A 21,552-nucleotide genomic window follows, 5' to 3' on the forward strand; every position below is an offset into this window, starting at 1 on the left:
ATATGCGCAAAATGATGAATGTTCGCTACAGCAAGAGACTTTTCTCATGGTGATTTTGATTACGTTACAAAATCAAAAATAACTCGTTTGGGATTTAATAAACCTAGCGAATTTGACCCTTTAGCCCAACTTATCTTGCGCCGTTGAAACAGCTAACATAGTTTGAAGGTAATAATCGACACGTGAGTGATTATTGTCTTTATGTGAGTTATGCGCATTAAAGGCTGCATCATGGAGTTTCACCACTCGCGCAATTGGATTTAAACCACAACGGAATAAATATTCTTCGCGTGTTTCATCTTCTCGTTTAGTTAATGCATCGACAGCATCGCGGATTTCTTTTCCAAATAAACTTTCGATTTTGTCTAGCGTAAGAGGCGTGTCTTCAACACTATCGTGGAGAAGGGCGGTAATAATGTAGATTTCTGAAAATTGATGTTCAATTAGTGAATTGACCACACCTTTAATATGGTACTCAAAGTAATCATGAGGGCCATACTTTTGACCTTGATGAGATTCTTTTGACAATGTCTCTGCGAGTTCAACTTGATTTTGAGTCATTTTTTGCTCTTATCACTTTAAGTATATGGCGCTGCCTAATGGGTGAGATTAGTCGCTTAGGTCATAATTTTATACTGAATAACTACTTTGTTGTGAATACTCTCGTTTGTTTGGAAAATCTCTGCAACGTGATATTCAACGTATGAAAAAGAATAAAGTAAGTTATTGCTATCTAAAAATTTGAATGCGCAAAAATTTGCTCAAATTTATCTAAAATAATTAAAATTGCGCAAATATATTCACAAAAATTCATTTTTATAGTATTTTTGAGAAAATAATTGCTCATTTACACGAATGAAAAAATTAACAATACAAGCTTTACTAAATAAAAACTGGATAGATATAGCAGAGTTAAAACTGTTAGAGCCTAAGCTGGGTTCGGCGAGTGCCAGTGAACTCGAGTATGAATTGGATTATGCCATTCAATATTCAGACAGACGAGATGAGCACGCCTGTAGTTTATCGCTTCCTGTACAAATTCTTATAAAACATGAATCGAACACATGGTTTGGCTTTTTAGATGACATTGTTCCATCTGGAGCCGCACGCCGTTATTGGGTGAACTATCTAGATTTACAACGTTTAACTCATGCAGAGCAAGAAAGTATTCTGTTAGAAAAAGGGGGTATGGCACCCGTTGGTAATTTACGAATTAAGGAAGCATTGCCTCCTCTAAACCCAGAATCAACCTTACATTTACGTTATTTTTCTAAGGATGATGTGGCTGAGCGTAATATTGATTTTCTGGAATATGCTCAACAAATGGGAGCTATTAGTGGTGGTGCAACTGGTGCAGGCGGTGAAGCTCCCAAGTTACTTATCCGTGTTTCACCAGAGCAACAAGTCTGGATTGATACCTACCAACAACAATTTGATCAGCCAGATCAACATTATCTAGTTAAATTTCCGCGAAATAAACGTAGTGAGATTGATTGTGACATTCTCAGAGCTGAATATTACTACTATCAAATACTCAATGAGTTAGGTTTCAATACGATAGAAACAACGCAAATGCAGCTCATTGAAGGTACAAAATATCCATCTTTGTGGCTACCACGGTTTGACACAGAATGGCGTGGTCAAAGTTGGCATCGTCATGGTCTAGAATCTGTGTATTCGATACTCAATAAATCTTCAGGCAGTCATCTTAATCATTTTGAAGTCATTGAAGATCTATGTACGTTACTCACAAGCATTGATTCAGATTTTGATGCTTCACAATTTGTTTGTGAGTGGTTACAACGAGATTTACTCAATATCATTTTTGGTAACTCAGATAACCACGGTCGTAATACCTCATTCCTAAAAAAATCTGGAAAAATTTATCTTTCGCCTATTTATGACTTTGCACCTATGAAAGCCGATCCGGAAGTTGTGACCAGATCGACGACTTGGGGAAGTCCATACGAAGAAGGTGGTGAATACCGTTGGGCGCAAATTACTCAAAAACTTGCTACTTGGTGTGATCCTGCCGTATCGCTAGCAACATTAAAGACTCTGGCAAATAATCTACTTGGCTTAAAGCAAAGATTAGTGGACAAAGGTGTTCCGAAACAAATTATTGAAATGCCTGCACTATCATTTGATTACATAGAAGCTAAATTAAAAAGATGGGAACTGCTATGAATGTAAAAAATCAAACCCAAGACCGTCAGCAAGTTCTTATCGATTTATATAAACAATATTTGTTGAGTGAGATTACGCTAGGACAACTACTCTCGTACTTACGCAAAAATGTGTTGGGTTTGTCGCAAGAACAATATGCAACTTTGGTAGGTATAAGCCGTCGGACTTTAACTGACATTGAGCAAGATAAAGGTAAACTGACTCAGTCTGTGTTAGATAAAGTATTTAAGCCACTTGGTTTAAAAGCAGGGCTTGTACCTGCACATGAACATATTGTGAGTAAAATTATAAAGCCAAGCGAGTAAAGAACTGCTTAGTAAATAACTGTTTAAGTGTTCACAAGGGTACGCTTGTGAACAGAAAATAGGGGGGGAAAGCCATAAATTTTCGAAATGATGGTCAATTTCAGAGCTAAATACAATTTTGGTCAAAAATCATATATTTTTTCAGCGTGAACTTTTTGATAATTTCAGATGAAACGATTAATTTAAAAAATGAAAAATGAACTAAGAGTATAAAAAATATGATCAACGATAAAGGCTATAAGTTGAGTGTCGCTAAAGCTATCAGCTTAGGTTATGAACCTAAAGAAGATCCTAATGCATGGGGTGGAAAGTGTTATCAAAAAAAGGTTGGCAACAAAGTTGTAAAGTGGATTCTTTTTCATCCTACATTCTTACTTGAAAAACTTAATCTTACACATGAAGCCCAGCTAGTTAAATTAGGTTACAACATCGAAGACTTCGATAATCATCATCCAGATATGGTTGAAATGCGAAACGATGATATTCGAGCAGAACTTGCTCGACTAGATTGGGAAGATGAGCGCCGAGAAGATATCGCTTTTTTATTCGCATCGGCGGGTATTGATCGTGATGAAGTCGATGACGAGTTTGAACAAATCCGTCAATTAGGCTATGATCCAATTACTCTAAAGAGAACGAGTTTGTTATAGCCCAAAACTTTTTACTAATATTAGAAATAATAAAAAAGCCTTCCGGAGAAGGCTTTTTTCTACAATCATTCATAATGATAGCGACACGATAGAATCGTAATTGCTGAATCAGTAACTTCATAGACAAGACGATTCTTTTCATCAATTCGTCTGCTCCAAAATCCTGATAAATCACCGATTAGAGCTTCAGGCTTTCCCAAACCTTCAAAGGGTGAGCGTAAACAATCCTTGATCAGAAGATTAATACGCTTTAAAGTTTTTCTGTCCTGGCTTTGCCAAAACATATAAGTTTCCCACGCCGAAGGTGTAAAACTAATCTTTCTCGTCATCTAAAAGCTCTCTCTCAATAGCTTTAGATGCTCGTAACTCAGCAATTGATTTTGCAAGATGCGTTGCATTACTAGGTGAGGACATAAGGTGTAATGTTTCCATAAGCCTATTATAATAGTCTTGGCCCATTACAACAGCATTCTCACCTTCACGCCTAGTAATAATAGTTATATCTGCATCATCAACAACTTGATCTAAAATAGATTTTAGATTTTTACGAGCATCCGTATAAGTTAATACATTCATCTCGTTACTCCGTCTGTGTATTGGCATAGAGTGAGGGTGTGGCACTTATGCCTATATTCGTTTCTAATCTGAAAATTTAATTTCCAGCCCTACATTAAAAACGAATATACATATATCGAAAAATGCCCTATGGCATCAGTTCCACCCAACTAACCATTAATCATACATGTACAACTAATGGTACAGGTTTAACTGTACAAGTAATTGTACAGGTTGTAAAGGGCAGGGGTGATTTTATTTTCTATAATAAAAAGGCCCTTTTCAGGACCTTTAATTTTAACTTCTTTATCGCGGTTCAACGTTATTAGCGCATAACTGAAAATCATAGAATCTAATAGTTGCAATCGCTGGCGTAGTCAACCTATCGCTTTCACCAACTTGTTCAATAAGTTCAGCTTGAATTTTTATTTTAAGACAAGAGGTTGTGAGGTTTTCTAGGAAGTATGCACCGTCATCAGATGAAGTGTAAAAAGAAATATAATTAGCAATATCGGTTGTGACTTCAGGTTCATAAACTGAGAGTAAGCCATCAAAAGTACTGTATTGGGTCGTTGAAGTTATAATGCCTACATATTCTTTTTCATTGATCTGAACACGATAGCGTACATCGCAATACTCAATCTGAACACGATGATCGTTATAATTGATCAAAATCATTGAAGATTCACAGTTACAGCTACTTCAATGCGTTGAACTCAAACAAACGGCGTACCTGTCTTTAAACAGTCTTCAATGGCCATATAAGTTATGTTGCTAGGATCATAACCCAATTTTGCCCGGATATTACTTGAAGTAATTTTAACTGGCTTATCAAAGCGTCCACGTTTAAAAACGCAGTGAAAATAGCATTTGATAAAGTATCGCGTGGATCCGTTTCGGACTTATCTTGTACACCTTGATATTGAATACCTGTTTGCTCTTGAAGAACTTTTGTAACCGTCATTAATAAGGTCCTGAAAAAATTTAAATACATTTTCTAGGATCTAGCACGGATCATATTTTTTTGTTCCAAGCATAAAGAAGGCTCCATTTAGAGCCTTTTTTGCAACCCAACATCAAGTAGAGCTGGCTATTTTTTTAAAGTAACTTCTTCGGTATATATTGAACCAAGGATTGAATCAATCCAGATAAAAACAACAAAACATCTTTCTGCATTGAAATTAGCTATGTTTGAGCCATGCAAAATAGCATTGCGTTCACTATGAAATTTTATGTTTTGATCATTATCAAAGTTAAAACTTTCTAAACGTTTAAAATTTTCATTTATGTCCTTGGCCAACTCAATTTTAGCAGCTAGACCAACTACATCCTTACCATCAGAGACTTTCTTATACTTATTTTTATTTTTTACAATTACCCCTTTAAAAATCAAATAATCTGTAATGATGCCCTCAAATTGGGAAAGTAAAAGCGTCAAACAGCCAGCATAAAATTCGTGTTTATAGAGTTGGAAAGCTTCTTCAATAAGGGGCTTTCTTTTTTGAAAATGAGTCCCTAAATCTATCTTTTCAAAATAGGTCAAAATTGGCTTCTGGAAAACTTCCTGATTAATAAGATTAAGTAGATTCCTATCTTCTACTTTTTGACTATTAACAATTAACCTTAATAGTTGTCGATATCGGATAGTTTTTAAAGCTTCAGAATAGTTACCATTATTCTGCATTTCATCTAAAATTTGCTCCATGTGAGGTGCAATTTCTTCTTGTTGTTTAGCCCAGGCCGATAAGTTATGTATAAATTGTTGGGAAGCTGGATCCTTTACGACATTCGATATTTGTCTGTGAATTTGTCCAATTCTTTGTATTCCAGGGTTGTTTACAATCTTATGTATTGCGCTACCGATTGACGGCACATTTTTATAAATCTGTCCAATTAAATTATTAATATCATATCTACTCATTAGAGTTAATCCCCAGTAATTTTGTATTATATTTCACTCTATTAGAATACAGAAAAACCCTCCGGAGAGGGCTTAACACTGAAAAATCTTATTTAAAAAAAGATTTTTATGACCAAATTTCTTTCCAGACGTGATTTTTAAAGTACCAAATGGCAAAGCTGAATATGCATAGAAGTACAAACATTAAAAATTGTCCTGGCATTGTAAAAGGAAATGGCACGTTAGGTTGACTATGAATTGCATAAAAATCAAAAATAGGTTTAAGCCAAACACAACATGTCGGTATAGCAATTAACACTATTTCAAATAATCTGCGAGATATGACAAGAAATATTCCAAGCCCTATAACCTGAATAACCATTCCGCCAAGAACGTTTAATGCAGTGTCGCCATCTATCCCAAAAACTACCTTGAATTTTGATGTGATAGCAAAGATGATAAGACAAAAAATGAAAAGGCCTAACCCATAAATGCTTAGAGTATTGTTTGTGTTTTTGCTCATAATGCGCCCATTTTTAAATGAAAAATTAAGTAATTTTTATTGAATATATATTAATCAAAAACAATCTACATTGATTTAATATGACATTTTTTTTAGTTATTTATCAATGGTAAGCCGTAGATGAACGAATAAAGCCAGTTGTACCCATTAATGAATATACAAATGAGGATGCTAAGAAAATGGGTAGGAGTACATATTTACTTTATGTAATAAGTTCATCTGACGGAATACTCAAATTAGGCATAAGAGTTTTGCACTGAGCGCAAAACTATAAGAATTTATTCATTTTTATTTATTCATTCTTGCTTAATAAGAACAAAACCAGTGCTTAACTTTTTGAAATTTTAAACTTTAACTTAATGATATAAAAGATGATTGTAAATATTACTTAAGAGTTTCCTTAATTATCTAATTAAATGAAAAATAATAACTATTTAAATAATTTCTAGCCAATTTCACATTGACACCTCAAATATTGGAGATTACCATTTGCCTGCTGGCCACATTGCCAGTCGGTTTTAGCAGACCGTTTTTAAGACCGCATCAGAGCTATTTCATCTGAGGAATAGTTTTGTGCGCACACTCCCAGTTCCCTCCCGTAGCGGTAGGACGGGAGAGGGACACCCTCGGGTGTGCTGGATGTCTTAACCAGTCTGCTAACCCTCTTCCGTTCTGCCACCATAAATCTTATGCTCTGGCAGAACTCCATATATAAGGAGTTGGCTTTGCACATCCATAATTTCTTGGCAACCTTTGCCAAAAGCTATAACAACACAGCTTAAAACATTTAACGCAGCTTGATCGCCGTAAGGCTTTTCAGGCTTTAGCTCGTTATTACTTAAAACTTTCATCAACAACTAAAACTTGAGATGTGCTCGGCACAGTCTTTACGGCTTTGCTACGCCTTTTTTTCACCTTTAGAAAAGTGGAAGGGTTTTATATCTCATTTATATACAACAAAAATTTAATTTATAACGGTAAAAATATGCAAAATTTAACTCTCCCAACACGTGCATTAAAAGTCGTAAATAAATCAATTGAGCTGTTTCACTACAATGGGTTTCATATAGTCGGCGTGGACAGACTTGTGAAAGAGTCTGGAATTCCAAAAATGACCTTTTATACCTACTTTCAATCTAAAGAACGCTTTATTGAAATTTGCCTGATCGTACAAAAAGAACGACTCCAAGAAAAAGTAGTTTCTATGGTCGAATACGACGAATACACCAGCGCAGCCGATAAACTCAAAAAGCTCTACTACTTACACGCAGACATAGGCGGGCTGTATTATTTGTTATTTAAAGCCATTTTTGAAACTAAAAATAACTATCCAAACGCGTATACAACCGCCGTGAGATATAGAACATGGCTCACCAACGAAATATATAGCCAGCTTAGAGCACTTAACTCCGATGCTTCGTTTACCGATGCTAAACTCTTTTTGTATATGATCGATGGTGCAATCATTCAGCGTTTAAGTTCAGATGAAGTTGATGAGAGAGTGTTGGAGGTGTTTTTGAGGGGATGGGGGTAAATAATTCATTGAATAATTGTGTAGATGATTAAGTTCGGACAAGCCATGGATACACATTTGAATTCTTATTTTTATATTGAACAGTACAGACAGTTCTGTATAATGCTATTTCACATAATATAAATCAATAATATTTAAATAGGTAAAATATGAAAAACTTTGCATATTCAAACACAATAAATTCAGAAGAACTTTTGGATGTTAACTATCAAGATTCTTTTTTAGCTTTAAAAAGTTCGTTTGAAAAAAATGGCTTTTTACAATATAAGGCTGCTGAGGTTGATTCTGATTCAAAAAGAGTAATATTTGAAGAGTTTCAAATGTTAGAAAAAGATCAATTTGCTCCCTCAGATACTCAACGTTTTCGTCGGTACGGAAATGCTTTAATATTGCCATGGGAAAAAGAGATAAAACCAATTTGGTTACCGCCTGTAGCAAATGATAATGGTGAATATTTATCAGGATATGACCAAGGAAATAACAACCCCGAACATAGCTCTATCAGATACTTTAATGCTTTAAGTGAAGATGTAAAAAAGACTAATTATTTAAATAAATTAGTTATTGATGATTATAAATTAACATTCGGACTAAATGACCATTATCTTCCTATTTATATTGGGGTACATTTTGTTAAATTAACTTCTAATTCAAATTGTATTTTAGGAATTAGTTCACCAGATTGTTTTCATCAGGATGGAGAACCTTTTACTTTTGCTCACTTAATTTATCGCAGTAATAATATTGTTGGAGGAGAGAATTATATAGCTCATCCAAGTGAGAGGAATAAGAGTTTAAAAGAAGTTAATGTAGAGAATATTTATAGTCATTTTACATTAAAAAATATTTCTGATAGTTTTGCTGTCCATGATTCTTCTGTATGCCATTATGTATCACCAATTAAAAAAGTTGAATCATCTCAAGATGATTTAATGGGTGAAAGATGGATGATTTTAATTGATTATTCCCTAACGAAACAAAACATATGATAAATAGCCTTATATTTTCATTACTCCCTATCTTATTAGCTCTGGTCTCAGGATGGGGAGTCGGACAAGCAGCAAATAGTAATACTAGAGATAAGTTAGTTAGTTATATATCTATTCTAGTTTGGTTACTTTTAATATCTATAGGATTTCAATTTGGTAGTATTCTTTTTGATAAGCAATTAGGTACAAAAGTAATTTTAGAATCTTTTGTTTATTCAACAATAATCACTTTAATTACTTTTATTTTCCTATTTAAAAAGGTTAAAAATGTAAATGAACATAAAAAATCTTTATCTGAGATTTTTAAACCTATCAAAGAATGCTTGATTGCCATTTCTATGGTTATTATTGGGATGATCTTATATCTCTTACTGCCTAGTGGTTGGAGTAGTGAGGTTATAAGTAGTATTTTACTCTATATTTTAATTTTTTTAGTGGGAATTGATTTATCAACTATTAGGATTCAATCTCTAACTATCAATCACTTCAAGGTACCCTTAGTTACAATCCTTTCATTATTCGTTTCGGCTTATGTAGCAAAATTTATTTTAGATAAATCTTTTTTTGAACTGCTAGTTTTAGGAAGTGGGTTTGGATGGTTTTCTCTATCGGGACCATTAATAGGCAAAATCTTAGGACCAGAGCAAGGTACATTTGCTCTACTTACTGATTTAATCAGAGAGTTTTATGCTATAGGATTATTATATCTTCTTGGAAGAAATTATCCGAATCCTGTGATTGGGGTGTGTGGTGCTACCGCTATGGATTCGACACTTCCATTTGTAAAAAATAATTGCTCCCAATTAGATGTTCAAATTGCTATTTTCAGTGGATTTATCTTAACAGTACTAGCACCTTTTTTTATTGTGTTCTTTTCAGTATTTGTCTAAAAGAATATGATAAAAATTAAAGGGATATTTACTAACATAATTGGTTTGTAAATAAATTTTTAGCCAGTGGTTAGACAATAGATATTGTCTCTGCTGGCTAAAAATTTGAGAAGAAATATGAAAGATATCGAAATTTTAGAAATAAAAGAAATTGGCGATTATGAAGAAGGTTTATCGCTACTGTTAGAAGATTCTATCAATAGTGGAGCTTCTATAGGTTTTCTAGCTCCCATAGAAAAGAACGATGTCTTAAATTATTGGCGTGAGGTCAACCATAAATTAACACAAGGTAATAGCCGTCTATGGATTGCCATACAAGAAGGAACGGTTGTTGGTAGTGTTCAATTATCCTTAGTGAGTAAAAAGAACGGTGTTCATAGAGCTGAAGTTGAAAAACTTATGGTGCTTACATCTGCAAGAAAACAAGGAATAGCAATATTACTAATGAATGAACTAGAAAACTTTGCACGAGAAAAGGGCTTGCGTTTACTCGTCTTAGATACACGTGAAAGCGATGTGTCCGAACTTTTATATAGCAAAATTGGATTTGTTCGTGTCGGTGTAATTCCGGGTTTTGCATTAAGTTCAAACGGGAACTATGACGGTACAGCTATTTATTATAAAAATCTTGATTGAGGGCTGATATAAGTATCTACAGAGCAACCCATTTATCATTTAATTTTTATATTCAAAGTTTTTTCTAAAAATGAATCACTTTTAGTTTTCCAGACATTAGCAGGCACAGGATGTTTGGCATCTTGAATAAGTTCTAAAGTGTTTGGAATACCTTTACTATCAAGTACTTGATGTAGCTGAATACTTTGCTTTGGGTCAACAATAGGGTCTTTAGTGCCAACTAATATAAGAGTAGGTGGATATTCAGACGAAATCGGTAGCGATGATCTAGCAGCAGATGCCATTTCTATATTTTTATCTGTAGCAATAGATTCATTTATTTCATTAATTACATTTGATGGTAGTGTTCTAGCGTTAGAACTCCACTGCGCATACATACCTTTAAAGTCATAAAACCCAGATACCAGAATTAAAGCATTTATCTTGTCTGAGTTGGCTATAACATTCGCTATGGAAGCACCGCAGCTAATACCAACTACTGCAACTTTGTTTGGGTCAACGTTAGGCTGTGATCTAGCAAAATTAATGGCTTGTACAAGATTATTTTGTGAAGCTTTACCACAAAAGTCTGATTTCCCAGATGACTCACCATATCCACTCATAGATACAGCAACACTAAAAAAGTTCTTTTTAGCATATTCATTTAACAAGCCTGAGCGTACAAAGGCTTTAGCACCTTGTTTGTCTTTCTGAATACCATGTAAGAAGATAATTGCTGGATACTTTTTATCGGCTAAGAGGTCTGGTTCTTTCCAATAAATCTCAGTTGTTTGATTATTTGCTGTTAAAAGTTGATGCTGTGCTTGCTTGGTATAAATATAAGGAAGAATAGATACCCGAAAAAAGGCATAGAAGCCAACAACTAAAATCAAAGGAAGAATGTAGCAAAGGGCTATATTCTTTTTCTTATTAGGAAGCATGAGAACTCTTGTAGTTATTTATGATTGCGAGTGATTTTCTAATTATTGAAATTTAAAATCAATATATAAGTTTATTAATTGTTTTTGCTAAATTGAATACTCAAGACAAAATTTGGAAAGTTTCCCCGCTTGGGAAACTTTCCAATTTATGAATTAAAGATGTTTTTGAAAAAATGGAATAATTTTTTCTAAGGCTTGAACAACAGGTTCAGGTTGATCATATAAGTCATAATGGCTTGCATCTTTAACCACAAAGAGGTTTTTATCTTTAGAGGCCGCTTTGTTATATAGCTCATAACCGTCACGATATGAACCGAAGCCTCCCGGAACTCTACCAATCACAATTTGTAAGGGTTGGGTGAGTAGGTGGTCTGCCAAATGAAAGGCATCAAACCCAACAGCAGCCGCTAAACCTGAAAAGCGAAGTTTATTTGGTGAACCTTCTGTCTGACCGCGCGGGGTTTTGTAGTAATCTACAGCTTCTTTAATATCAATATCATGAATGCCAGCTTGTTCACGCTCTTGTTGTGAGTTTGGAATGTACTGGGTAATAAACGGTTCGGCACCACGAGCTTCCGCAGTACGTTGTGCTGCAATGGCTTCTAAAGTTTTAATGGCAGCTTCAGGTGTTTGGTCACCTTCACGCATTAAACGACCATAGTTTGCTGCAACCACAGTTGCGACTGCTTTAAAACGGCGTTCAGTCATAGCAGCATTAACAGCATAACCACCGCCACCACACACACCTAATACACCAATACGGTTTTCATCAACATAAGCAAGCGTTGTTAAATAGTCCGCTGCACAGCGAAAATCTTCTACACGTGTTGCAGGGTCTTCAAGAAAACGAGGTTCACCACCACTAGCACCTTGATACGATGCATCAAATGCTAAAGTAATAAACCCAGCTTCAGTGAGTTTTTCACCATAGATTGCGCCGGCAGTTTGTTCTTTACAGCTACTAATTGGATGCGTACATACAATGGCTGCATATGTTTTGTTTTCATCGAAATCTTTTGGAAAACGTATAGTTGCAGAAACATCGATGTTTTTATTTTTGAAAGTTACAGTTTTCATCATCTTCTCTCCGAAAGAAGAACTAGGTCGATGAAATTAATATAACCGTGGTGATTTATTATGATAATCCACTATAATCAGATAGCACTTATACTGAATACTTATAAATAATGAAAGAAAATTTAAATGATTTGCACACTTTTATGGTCGTTGCTCAGGAACGTAGCTTTACACGCGCAGCCGCAAAACTCAGGACTTCACAGTCAGCCATTAGTCAAACACTCCGTAATTTAGAAGACCGAATTGGCATAAAACTATTATCAAGAACAACACGAAGTGTGGCACCGACAGAAGCAGGTGAATATCTATTAAATTTGCTTCAACCTGCAATAGAAGAAATAGAAAATGGCATAAATCAAATTAGTGCTTTAAAAAATGATCCAGCAGGAACATTACGTATTAGCGCAGATGAATATGGAATACAAAGTGTTTTATGGCCAGCAGTTGAAAAAGTCATACAACAATTTCCAAAAATTTCAGTAGAGATCATATCTGATTATGGTCTTGTTGACATTGTAGAAGGGCGTTTTGATGCAGGACTTAGAAGAGGCGGTTTAGTTTCTAAAGATATGATCGCTTTACAGGTGAGTGAGCCAATACAAATGCTTACTGTTGCAACCAAAGAGTTTTTAGCTCGTTATGGTCACCCAAAGCATCCAAAAGATTTAGTGGAATACCACTGTATTAATTTAAGATTACCAACACATGGTGAACTCTATCGTTGGCAATTTACCAAACAAGGTAAGACACAAATAATTACTGTTAATGCTAAAATCGTTTTTACAACCTTATCTCCAGTGCTTCAAGCAGTAAGGAGCGGTGTAGGAATCGCTTATTTACCTATTGATATGGTTCAGCCTTATATTGAAAGTGGTGAACTGGAAGAAACGCTAAAGGACTGGCGACATAACTATGAACCTTATCATCTGTATTATCCCCATAGACGTGAGCAAGCACCTTTATTAAATATCTTAATCGATGCGTTAAAAGAAAATTTTAATAAAAAATAGCTGCTCATAAGAGACTTATGGTTTGAGCCAATAATTAGAATTTTGCTGCTAATTAAATAAACACGGATATTCCAATAACATCCGTGTAAGAAAATTGGTTTAAGTTAATGATGAAAGAAGAAGTTTGCTTAATTTATTCATCATTTAATGCACATTCAAAATTACTTGGATTTTCTTTACATCTCACTTTTTTCAAAAAGTTCATCATTTTAGGGTCATAAATACCTGCCTTGGTGAGTTGTATACGTGCTTCGCGCATCATTTTCATATAGTTTAATTGTTCATTTTTAGGAATATCCATCCAGTATTTTGAAGGAATATCACTTTCATATTTAGCAATAACGCCAAACGTTCTGTTTAGTTGGCTGGCTACCCAAGTTCGAGACTTTTGCCCAAAACCTGCTGGAAATTGGTCTTTACGAATAATGAAGTTGGCTGAAATTTGAGTCAAAGGAAAACGAACGATAGCTCCTTTTTCACCTAAACCTTTGTGTAACTCAAAAGGTTTAAAGGCCACAATAGGAGCGGGCACAATATCAATTTCATGGTTATTAAACTTCGCACCGGCATTGGTGACGTCTACCGATACAGCCTGACCGCCAACCTGTTGCACAAGCTTTGGTTGAGCTTCATCATATTTAAATACTCCAATTTTCTTACCGGCAGCTTTAGCGAGTGTATTGATACTTCTATCATTTACAAATAAATATGCAGGGCCAATAGTCCCTAAACCTGCAATTTCGTAAGGGCCTACCACCATGTTTTTTGCGGCCATGGGTGATGACAACAGCTTATAGGCATTAATTGCCGTTTTCATATTTGTTAATGCGCCAACCGCATCTAAAGACCCTGTGTATTTATTAAACTGACGGCCACGTAAACCGCTAATAATTGCGCCATCACATTTTCCAACTTTTAAGTCTTCAGCCGCAACACGTTCATCAACATATGCTTTTAAAGATAGATCAGCTCCCCAATTTTTGGCTTCAAGTGCATAATCCTTTGCTAAAGCGAAAGCATCTCCTGACTTACCAATTGGGTCAAATACACAGACGACTTGTTGTTTGGCATAAAGAGTTGTGGTTAAACAGGCAGTTGTAATCAATAAAATAGTTTTAAAACAATCCATATTTAATTATCCATTATTTAAATTATAAAAATTATTGTATGAATCTGGCTTAGATTAGATATGGCATTTCAAGGAAAATATTTAGTGAAAAAGTCAAAAGACAGCTTTGAGTTGGATCTTATTTTTTTGTGATTTAGCTATTGTTTAGATAATTTGAGATCTACCAGCAGGCTAAATTTAAAGAATAGCTGCACATACGTACTATATCAGTTTTTAAGAGCATGTAAAGAGGGTTTTAAAATATTTATATAAAATTCAATAGGATAGAAAAATTTTTTATGTATTGCAATTTAGCCTAAGCAAGTTAATAACTTTAGAAGCCAGAAGGCGATTTAGCAAAATAATCTCTAGGTATCCAGTAACCAAAAATACATGTCAGAAATTCACGATGTAGTGAGTCGCTCAGCACGCTAGGGTAAATATAAAAGTGTAATTACATTTTGTAGAAGGCTACCTAGAGAATTATTCTGGTTAAAACTAGAAATAGGGTTATACCAAAGGTAATTAAGAGCGCTAAGGCCCAGCAGACAGAGGTGCAAACTTAATAATTAACCACAGTAAAGAATAAACGGCGCAGCAACAACGTAGAGTAGCCAGCGCCATATATAGGTATGGTTTCTATATATCTTATTTAACATAATATACATTATGCGAACTATTATGTAATGTATATTTGACCATAGCTAGCAATATATTTCCCACTCTGGCATTTTGTTTGCTGACTATGTATTGAGCTTTATCCACTAATACAAATTTAAGAGACTTATAAAGCCCTAAGAGTCACTACAACATTCTCTAGGCACTTTTTTGTGTTTACTCTTATGAATCAATAGATAATTCTTTTTTGTTCAAAGTTAAGGATTAAAACAAATTCGTACAAGTAGCTAGCAGTTGTCATAGTACAAGAATTAGCCTTTGGAGCCTTAAGTGGCTTCAAAGTTCAATTTTAAAACTATTAATTTATTCTAAATAAATTTTTGCAATTATTTAACTATATTTTAAAATATGGCTATTTTTATTAGTTGAAAATTTGAAAGAGCTTTAAAGGTTTGTATTTTATATTATCAATTATTTTTGTGATTATTGAAAATAATATATTATATAAATTTCATTATTAATAAGAAATATACAAGAATAAGTTTAATCTATCGCTGAAAGGTCATGTTTTTATTAAAAGTATTTATTATCAGTAATTTAAATTTATATGGACTGCGATTCACTATTATTGTAAAAGTGTGATTTTATTATCATTTTTATTAAATTAATTATAAAGTATTAACTATTTATATAAATAAAATAATTAGTGAGATATAGGTCACATGTTATTTATTTATTTTTTATTAAAATGGATTTTTATATTGTTTTTAAATAAAAATTATTGTATCTCTTATATTAACTATTTAATAAATAGGTATATATAAAATGAAAAATAATATATTTAAACTTATGGTTTTAGCGGTAATTTCCACTTCACCACTATTTTGTTATGCAAATAACACAATAATGATTAAAGGAAATATTGTTGAAGATACTTGTTCTACAGTAAATGTTGAAAAAGACTGTGCTCAAATCAATATGCTGAATACGACTATCGACACTCAATATTTAAATAAAGACAATGTATTCAACTTGGCACGACATACTGAAAAAATGGATACAAGTATTGAAACAATAACTGCTAATAAAAAAGTAGTAGTTCTAAATTATCACTAAAAATATTAGTCCAGATTTGTTGCTCTGGATGAAGTACTCTATGTAAAGATTAAGGTGAATTGCTTATTATTTAATCAAAATAATAAGCAATTCACCTTTTATCTTAAAAAAAGATTAATTGATCACACTTTGTTAAGCAAAAAGATAAACTATCGTATATAATTGTTTTACCAAATTTTTTATAAGTATTTATTTTTTTCTTGAAATACTTTTTTAGTACTTTTCTCATACTTACAACAACTAGAAATTCTTTTTAAAACATAGACTTAGTTTTTTATATCCTTGGGCTTTAGTCAAAATCAGTGTTTTATTTCTTTTTATTTAAAAATATTGTGATCTAGTTTGCATTTTGTTTTAAAAGTGTTAGTATCGCCGCATTACTTTTCAAGATGCCAAACTCTGGAAAAGTAAGAGATTAAACTTTTATCCAGACTTTTTGAGAAAACACTATGAAAAAACTTGCTCTAATCGCTGCTCTTTCAGTTGTAGGAATTGCGAACGCTCAAGCTGCTGATGGTACAATTACAATTAATGGTTTAGTAACAGACAAAACTTGTGACATCGTTACACCTGCTGGTAAAGATTTCACAGTTACTCTTCCAACTGTTTCTAAACAAACTTTAGCTGTTGCTGGGGATGTTGCTGGTCGTACTCCTTTCCAAATTAAATTAGCTAACTGTTCTGAAGGTAAAGTAGCTACTTACTTTGAACCAGGTGCAAATGTTGACTTTAATACTGGTCGTTTACTTAACAAAGACGCTACTGGTGCTAAAAACGTTAACGTTCAACTTTTAGGTAGCAACAACAACTTCATCCCAGTTCTTGCTGCTGGTGCAAACGGTGCTCAAGCTAACTCACAATGGGTTGACGTAGCTGCAGCTGGTAGCGCAGACCTTAACTACTATGCTGAATACTATGCAACTGGCGCTTCTACTGCTGGTAAAGTGAACACTTCTGTTCAATACACAATTATCTATCAATAATTGATGGATCATAGGGTTTCTATATTCGTATAGAAACCCTATTTTGTGTAGCACTTTCCCAAACTTCGTTGGCTGAGAATCTGAAATGAAATTGAACAGTTATAATTTTTTGTTAGGTTTGGCATTTGCTTCGGCGGTAGTTGTACCTGCCACTCATGCAGAAATTGTAATTCATGGTACTCGTGTAATTTATCCATCAGATGCTCGTGAAGTGACGCTACAAGTTAGCAATAACGGTTCAAAACCAGCTCTTGTTCAAGCTTGGATTGATGAAGGTGATGCAAAAAGTACTCCAGACCAATCAAAAGTTCCTTTTATGATTGCTCCTCCAATTTCTCGTGTTGAAGCAACTAAAAGTCAGACTTTTCGTATTACTGCCCTCCCTACAGCTTCTCAATTGAATCAAAAGCAAGAAACTGTTTTATGGTTAAACGTTTTGGATATTCCTCCAAGACCAACTTCAAAGGGTGCAGATACGACACCTGATAATTTTCTGCAATTAGCCATTCGCTCACGCATTAAATTCTTTTATCGTCCAGCTTCGATTAAAGATGACGCGAACTTAGCAGCAGATAAACTTCAATGGGTTAAATCTGGTCAAAACTTAACGGTAAAAAATCCAACTCCTTTTCATATCACAATGACTTCAGTTTTTCAGAAAGTCGGTGATAAAAAAGTTGATTTATTACCTGAAGGGCTAATGGTAAAGCCTTTTTCTGATGCATCCGTTCAGCTTAAGAATGGCAATGTTCAGGATATGAGTTTTATTAATGTGAATGACTACGGTGGTCGAGTCGAACACACAATAAAGCTTCAATAATCAGATTTATATTTTTAATAAATTTTAAGCACCTATTATGTGAGTAGGCGGACTTAGCTATGCCAAAAAAACGGCAAGAATCTTATAAATTATTAAAACGCCATATTTGTTATTACTTGGCTTCTGGTGTTGTTACAATGACAATGCCTGTATTCGTACATGCTGAAGAAACAGCTGCGAATGCTCCTGTCGAAGCTGAGTTTGATTCTGCTTTTTTAATTGGCGATGCAAAAAAAGTTGATATTTCTCGTTTTAAATACGGTAATCCTGTTTTACCAGGCGAATATAACGTTGACGTATATGTAAATGGTCAATGGTTTGGTAAACGTCGCATGGTATTTAAAGCAATAGATTCGACGCAACAAAATGCTGTGACCTGCTTTACAGGAATGAATCTTCTTGAATATGGTGTAAAACAAGAAATTTTGTCTAAACATGCCCCACTTCAAAAAGAAAATAATGCTTGTTATAAAATAGAAGATTGGGTAGAAAATGCATTTTATGAGTTTGATAACTCACGATTACGTGTAGATATCTCAATTCCTCAAGTTGCATTACAAAAAAATGCTCAAGGTTATGTCGACCCAAGTGTATGGGATCGTGGTATTAATGCTGGCTTTTTATCTTATAACGGTAGTGCTTATAAAACGTTTACTAATTCTAATGATACAAGTGAAACGTCGAACGCCTTTATGGGGATTACAGCTGGACTAAATTTAGGTGGCTGGCAATTACGTCATAATGGACAATGGCAATGGCAAGATACTCCTGCCGAAAATCAGTCTAAATCGAGTTACGACGAAACTAGTACTTATTTACAACGTGCGTTCCCAAAATATCGCGGCGTTTTGACACTCGGTGATAGCTTTACCAACGGCGAAATTTTTGACTCTTATGGCTACCGTGGTATCGATTTTTCAAGTGATGATCGAATGTTGCCAAATAGTATGTTGGGTTATGCTCCACGTATTCGTGGTAATGCGAAAACCAATGCGAAAGTTGAAGTTCGTCAGCAAGGTCAACTGATTTATCAAACAACGGTAGCACCGGGTAACTTTGAAATTAATGACCTTTACCCTACTGGTTTTGGTGGTGAAATCGAAGTCACTGTTATTGAAGCAAATGGTGAAATACAAAAATTTGCCGTGCCTTATGCATCTGTTGTACAGATGTTACGTCCTGGTATGAATCGTTATTCTTTGACTATAGGTCAGTTCCGCGACTCTGATATTGATTTGGATCCTTGGGTGGTTCAGGGTAAATATCAACAAGGTATTAATAATTACCTAACTGGCTATACGGGTATACAAGCAACAGAAAATTATGCGGCTGTTTTATTAGGTGCTGCTTTTGCTACACCAATTGGTGCGATTGCATTTGACGTTACCCACTCTGAAGCTGACTTTGAGAAACAGTCATCTCAATCTGGTCAAAGTTTCCGTTTAAGCTATAGTAAATTAATCACTCCAACTAACACAAACTTAACACTAGCAGCTTATCGTTACTCAACAGAAAACTTCTATAAATTACGTGATGCCTTGCTGATTCGTGATTTTGAAGAAAAAGGTATTAATACCTATTCTGCTGGTCGTCAACGTAGTGAGTTCCAAATTACCTTAAACCAAGGCTTACCTGAAGGTTGGGGTAATTTTTATGTAGTGGGTTCGTGGGTTGACTATTGGAATCGCAGTGAAAGTACTAAACAATATCAGGTTGGTTACAGTAATAACTTCCATGGCTTAACTTATGGCTTATCTGCAATTAACCGTAAGATTGAATATGGCTCAACTAGCCAGACACACGATACTGAATACTTAATGACGTTGTCATTCCCGATTGATTTCAAGAAGAACTCGGTTAACGTCAACGTTACTGCTTCTGAAGACAGTCGTACTGTTGGTGCAAGTGGCATGGTGGGAGATCGCTTTAGTTACGGCGCTTCAATGTCACATCAGGACTATTCAAATCCATCATTTAACGTAAATGGACGTTATCGTACTAACTATACAACTGTTGGTGGATCTTATAGTGTGGCTGATTCTTACCAACAAGCAATGGTTAGCTTAACTGGTAGTGTGGTTGCACACTCAGAAGGTATTTTATTTGGACCTGAACAAGGTCAAACGATGGTACTTGTGCATGCACCAGAAGCTGCTGGAGCAAAAGTCAACAATGCTGTTGGTTTAAGCGTAAATAAACAGGGTTATGCTGTAGTTCCTTATGTTACGCCTTATCGCCTTAATGACATTACCCTTGACCCACAAGAAATGTCGAGTGAAGTAGAACTTGAAGAAACAAGTCAACGTATTGCTCCTTTTGCTGGTGCAATTGCTAAAGTCGACTTTGCAACCAAAACAGGCTATGCAGTTTATATTACTAGTAAAACTGTAGATGGCAACAGTCTACCGTTTGCTGCACAAGTCTTTAACCAAAAAGACGAAGCTGTAGGTATTGTTGCACAAGGTAGTATGATTTACTTGCGTACCCCACAAGCTCAAGATCACCTCTATGTAAAATGGGGTGATGAAAGTAATGAGCGTTGTTCTGTTGAGTACAACATTAGTAATCAGTTGCAAAACAAGCAACAAAGTGTAGTAATGACTGAGGCTGTCTGCAAATGAAAAAAATATTATTAACTGGTGCTTTATTTACTGCTGGTCTTGGGATTTATGGTGAGGCTAATGCTTCATGCTACATAACTGGTTATCAACCAAATGATGTACTTATGGCTGTAGGACGTGTTGTAGTTCGCCCTAGTGATCCAATTGGTGCAATATTAAGAAAAGCGACTTTTCCTATTAGTCGTACTGATACACAAGCGAATAACTGTGATAGTCGAGATGTAGCAGTTGCGGAATTAACCCAAGCTTATCCTTTAAGCTCTTTAGGCAATAGCATCTATACCACTAATATTCCTGGCATTGGTATTCGTTTGTACCGTGAAGCTGAAAATAATACGAATTTCTCAGGCTATTATCCTTATCAACGTGGTGGAATCTCAGGTAATCGTTATTTAGCATCGGGTTATTTTGTGGTGGAAATTATTAAAATTGCTTCACAAACAGGTTCAGGAACCTTAGTACCAGGCAGATATAGTAGTTACTATATCCGTGGTTATCCAGATAAACCTTTTTTAACAAGTACTGTAAATGCCAATGCGATTACCATTGCGTCATCTTCGTGTGAAATCCAAGGTAACATTAACAAGGTTGTGCAGCTTCCTACTGTTATGAAGGCTGGTTTCAAAGGTGTTGGTTCAACTCAAGGCGAGCAAACCTTTGATATGAACATTCTATGTAATGGTGGCATCAACCCTACTGGTTATGAAGAGAAAAACGTCATTAGTTTAAGTTACGACTTTACACAAGACGGTACAAACAATCAGGTATTGGCAAATACAGCTGCTGCTTCTGAAAAAGCGAATGGTGTGGGTGTGCAGTTACTCTGGAACTATCAAAATAAAAATCAGGTCATCAAAAAAGGCGATAAATTAGCCTTAGGTACTTTGTCTTCTAACCAGACACTTCAATATAACGTACCGATGACTGCCCGCTACTACCAAACAGCAACCAATGTGACTGCTGGTAAAGTTCGTGCTATGGCAACTGTAACTATTGAATATGATTAATCATATTCAATAGTTTATAAATTAAAAAAATATCAAGTATTTAAATATTAATAATAACTTTTTTCTCAATACTTTCTAAGAACTTAATACTCAACTCAATAGG

General features: G+C 34.8%; 24 protein-coding genes. 13 read left to right on the forward strand and 11 right to left on the reverse strand.

All coding sequences use genetic code 11. From position 1 onward, the window contains the following. Window positions 1-120 precede the first annotated feature (120 nt). Entirely contained in the window at window positions 121-561 is a 441-nt protein-coding gene (locus tag ABFY81_RS01345) for an HD domain-containing protein (RefSeq protein WP_347912850.1), read from the reverse strand. A 294-nt stretch (window positions 562-855) separates the two neighbouring features. Between ABFY81_RS01345 and ABFY81_RS01350 the strand changes: the two genes are divergently transcribed. From ABFY81_RS01350 to ABFY81_RS01360, 3 genes are all read left to right on the forward strand, one after another. Further along, entirely contained in the window at window positions 856-2,187 is a 1,332-nt protein-coding gene (locus ABFY81_RS01350) for a HipA domain-containing protein (RefSeq protein ID WP_347912851.1), read from the forward strand. Beyond that, entirely contained in the window at window positions 2,184-2,492 is a 309-nt protein-coding gene (locus tag ABFY81_RS01355) for a helix-turn-helix transcriptional regulator (RefSeq protein ID WP_347912852.1), read from the forward strand. Before ABFY81_RS01350 ends, ABFY81_RS01355 begins: the two co-directional genes overlap by 4 nt. A gap of 218 nt (window positions 2,493-2,710) precedes the next feature. Continuing rightward, window positions 2,711-3,142, forward strand: a complete 432-nt coding sequence (locus ABFY81_RS01360; RefSeq protein WP_227063709.1) for a hypothetical protein — start codon at window positions 2,711-2,713, stop codon at window positions 3,140-3,142. Between the two features lie 65 nt (window positions 3,143-3,207). Here the strand turns inward: ABFY81_RS01360 and ABFY81_RS01365 are convergent, their stop codons facing one another. From ABFY81_RS01365 to ABFY81_RS01395, 7 genes are all read right to left on the reverse strand, one after another. Then, window positions 3,208-3,471, reverse strand: a complete 264-nt coding sequence (locus tag ABFY81_RS01365; RefSeq protein ID WP_039250978.1) for a Txe/YoeB family addiction module toxin — start codon at window positions 3,469-3,471, stop codon at window positions 3,208-3,210. Continuing rightward, complete coding sequence (locus tag ABFY81_RS01370; protein WP_347912853.1) at window positions 3,455-3,718, reverse strand: type II toxin-antitoxin system prevent-host-death family antitoxin; 264 nt, start codon at window positions 3,716-3,718, stop codon at window positions 3,455-3,457. Before ABFY81_RS01370 ends, ABFY81_RS01365 begins: the two co-directional genes overlap by 17 nt. A gap of 285 nt (window positions 3,719-4,003) precedes the next feature. Next, complete coding sequence (locus ABFY81_RS01375; protein ID WP_347912854.1) at window positions 4,004-4,375, reverse strand: hypothetical protein; 372 nt, start codon at window positions 4,373-4,375, stop codon at window positions 4,004-4,006. 88 nt (window positions 4,376-4,463) lie between these two features. Next, on the reverse strand, window positions 4,464-4,661 hold the full coding sequence (locus ABFY81_RS01380; RefSeq protein ID WP_039250982.1) for a hypothetical protein: 198 nt from the start codon (window positions 4,659-4,661) through the stop codon (window positions 4,464-4,466). Window positions 4,662-4,787: 126 nt separating this feature from the next. Further along, window positions 4,788-5,618, reverse strand: coding sequence for a hypothetical protein (locus tag ABFY81_RS01385; RefSeq protein ID WP_347912855.1), 831 nt, complete (start codon window positions 5,616-5,618; stop codon window positions 4,788-4,790). Window positions 5,619-5,724: 106 nt separating this feature from the next. Beyond that, complete coding sequence (locus tag ABFY81_RS01390) at window positions 5,725-6,120, reverse strand: hypothetical protein (RefSeq protein ID WP_347912856.1); 396 nt, start codon at window positions 6,118-6,120, stop codon at window positions 5,725-5,727. A gap of 656 nt (window positions 6,121-6,776) precedes the next feature. Next, window positions 6,777-6,971 carry a hypothetical protein gene (locus ABFY81_RS01395; protein WP_347912857.1) on the reverse strand — a complete coding sequence of 65 codons (195 nt, stop codon included), beginning with the start codon at window positions 6,969-6,971 and terminating at the stop codon, window positions 6,777-6,779. A 134-nt stretch (window positions 6,972-7,105) separates the two neighbouring features. On the opposite strand from ABFY81_RS01395, the gene ABFY81_RS01400 reads away from it, so the two are divergent. The 4 genes from ABFY81_RS01400 (at window position 7,106) to ABFY81_RS01415 (ending at window position 10,169) form a co-directional block, all read left to right on the forward strand. Further along, window positions 7,106-7,654 carry a TetR/AcrR family transcriptional regulator gene (locus tag ABFY81_RS01400; protein WP_347912858.1) on the forward strand — a complete coding sequence of 183 codons (549 nt, stop codon included), beginning with the start codon at window positions 7,106-7,108 and terminating at the stop codon, window positions 7,652-7,654. Between the two features lie 149 nt (window positions 7,655-7,803). Further along, complete coding sequence (locus ABFY81_RS01405) at window positions 7,804-8,643, forward strand: 2OG-Fe dioxygenase family protein (RefSeq protein WP_347912859.1); 840 nt, start codon at window positions 7,804-7,806, stop codon at window positions 8,641-8,643. Beyond that, entirely contained in the window at window positions 8,640-9,533 is an 894-nt protein-coding gene (locus ABFY81_RS01410) for a lysine exporter LysO family protein (protein ID WP_198072691.1), read from the forward strand. Before ABFY81_RS01405 ends, ABFY81_RS01410 begins: the two co-directional genes overlap by 4 nt. 117 nt (window positions 9,534-9,650) lie before the next feature. After that, window positions 9,651-10,169, forward strand: a complete 519-nt coding sequence (locus ABFY81_RS01415) for a GNAT family N-acetyltransferase (RefSeq protein ID WP_347912860.1) — start codon at window positions 9,651-9,653, stop codon at window positions 10,167-10,169. A gap of 35 nt (window positions 10,170-10,204) precedes the next feature. On the opposite strand, the gene ABFY81_RS01420 is transcribed toward ABFY81_RS01415, so the two are convergent. Both ABFY81_RS01420 and ABFY81_RS01425 read right to left on the reverse strand, forming a co-directional pair. After that, on the reverse strand, window positions 10,205-11,089 hold the full coding sequence (locus ABFY81_RS01420) for an alpha/beta fold hydrolase (RefSeq protein WP_347912861.1): 885 nt from the start codon (window positions 11,087-11,089) through the stop codon (window positions 10,205-10,207). A gap of 153 nt (window positions 11,090-11,242) precedes the next feature. Beyond that, on the reverse strand, window positions 11,243-12,166 hold the full coding sequence (locus ABFY81_RS01425) for an alpha/beta hydrolase (protein WP_347913403.1): 924 nt from the start codon (window positions 12,164-12,166) through the stop codon (window positions 11,243-11,245). Window positions 12,167-12,276: 110 nt separating this feature from the next. On the opposite strand from ABFY81_RS01425, the gene ABFY81_RS01430 reads away from it, so the two are divergent. Further along, window positions 12,277-13,176: a LysR family transcriptional regulator gene (locus ABFY81_RS01430; protein ID WP_240286622.1), complete on the forward strand. Its 900-nt coding sequence runs from the start codon at window positions 12,277-12,279 to the stop codon at window positions 13,174-13,176. 133 nt (window positions 13,177-13,309) lie between these two features. On the opposite strand, the gene adeT1 is transcribed toward ABFY81_RS01430, so the two are convergent. Next, window positions 13,310-14,305, reverse strand: coding sequence for a putative multidrug efflux protein AdeT1 (gene adeT1 / locus ABFY81_RS01435; protein ID WP_347912862.1), 996 nt, complete (start codon window positions 14,303-14,305; stop codon window positions 13,310-13,312). A gap of 1,422 nt (window positions 14,306-15,727) precedes the next feature. On the opposite strand from adeT1, the gene ABFY81_RS01440 reads away from it, so the two are divergent. From ABFY81_RS01440 to ABFY81_RS01460, 5 genes are all read left to right on the forward strand, one after another. Continuing rightward, a complete protein-coding gene (locus ABFY81_RS01440) occupies window positions 15,728-16,018 on the forward strand; it encodes a hypothetical protein (RefSeq protein ID WP_019459161.1) in 291 nt (96 codons plus the stop codon). A 449-nt stretch (window positions 16,019-16,467) separates the two neighbouring features. After that, a complete protein-coding gene (locus tag ABFY81_RS01445) occupies window positions 16,468-17,001 on the forward strand; it encodes a fimbrial protein (RefSeq protein ID WP_000731817.1) in 534 nt (177 codons plus the stop codon). A gap of 85 nt (window positions 17,002-17,086) precedes the next feature. After that, window positions 17,087-17,821: a molecular chaperone gene (locus ABFY81_RS01450; protein WP_019459160.1), complete on the forward strand. Its 735-nt coding sequence runs from the start codon at window positions 17,087-17,089 to the stop codon at window positions 17,819-17,821. 59 nt (window positions 17,822-17,880) lie between these two features. Further along, entirely contained in the window at window positions 17,881-20,442 is a 2,562-nt protein-coding gene (locus tag ABFY81_RS01455; RefSeq protein WP_347912863.1) for a fimbria/pilus outer membrane usher protein, read from the forward strand. Further along, window positions 20,439-21,449, forward strand: a complete 1,011-nt coding sequence (locus tag ABFY81_RS01460) for a fimbrial protein (RefSeq protein WP_019459158.1) — start codon at window positions 20,439-20,441, stop codon at window positions 21,447-21,449. The genes ABFY81_RS01455 and ABFY81_RS01460 overlap by 4 nt, the downstream gene beginning before the upstream one ends. Window positions 21,450-21,552: the final 103 nt, after the last annotated feature.

Origin of the sequence: Acinetobacter sp. WA-87, assembly GCF_039938935.1 — a bacterium.
GTDB classification, from domain to species: Bacteria; Pseudomonadota; Gammaproteobacteria; order Pseudomonadales; family Moraxellaceae; genus Acinetobacter; species Acinetobacter seifertii.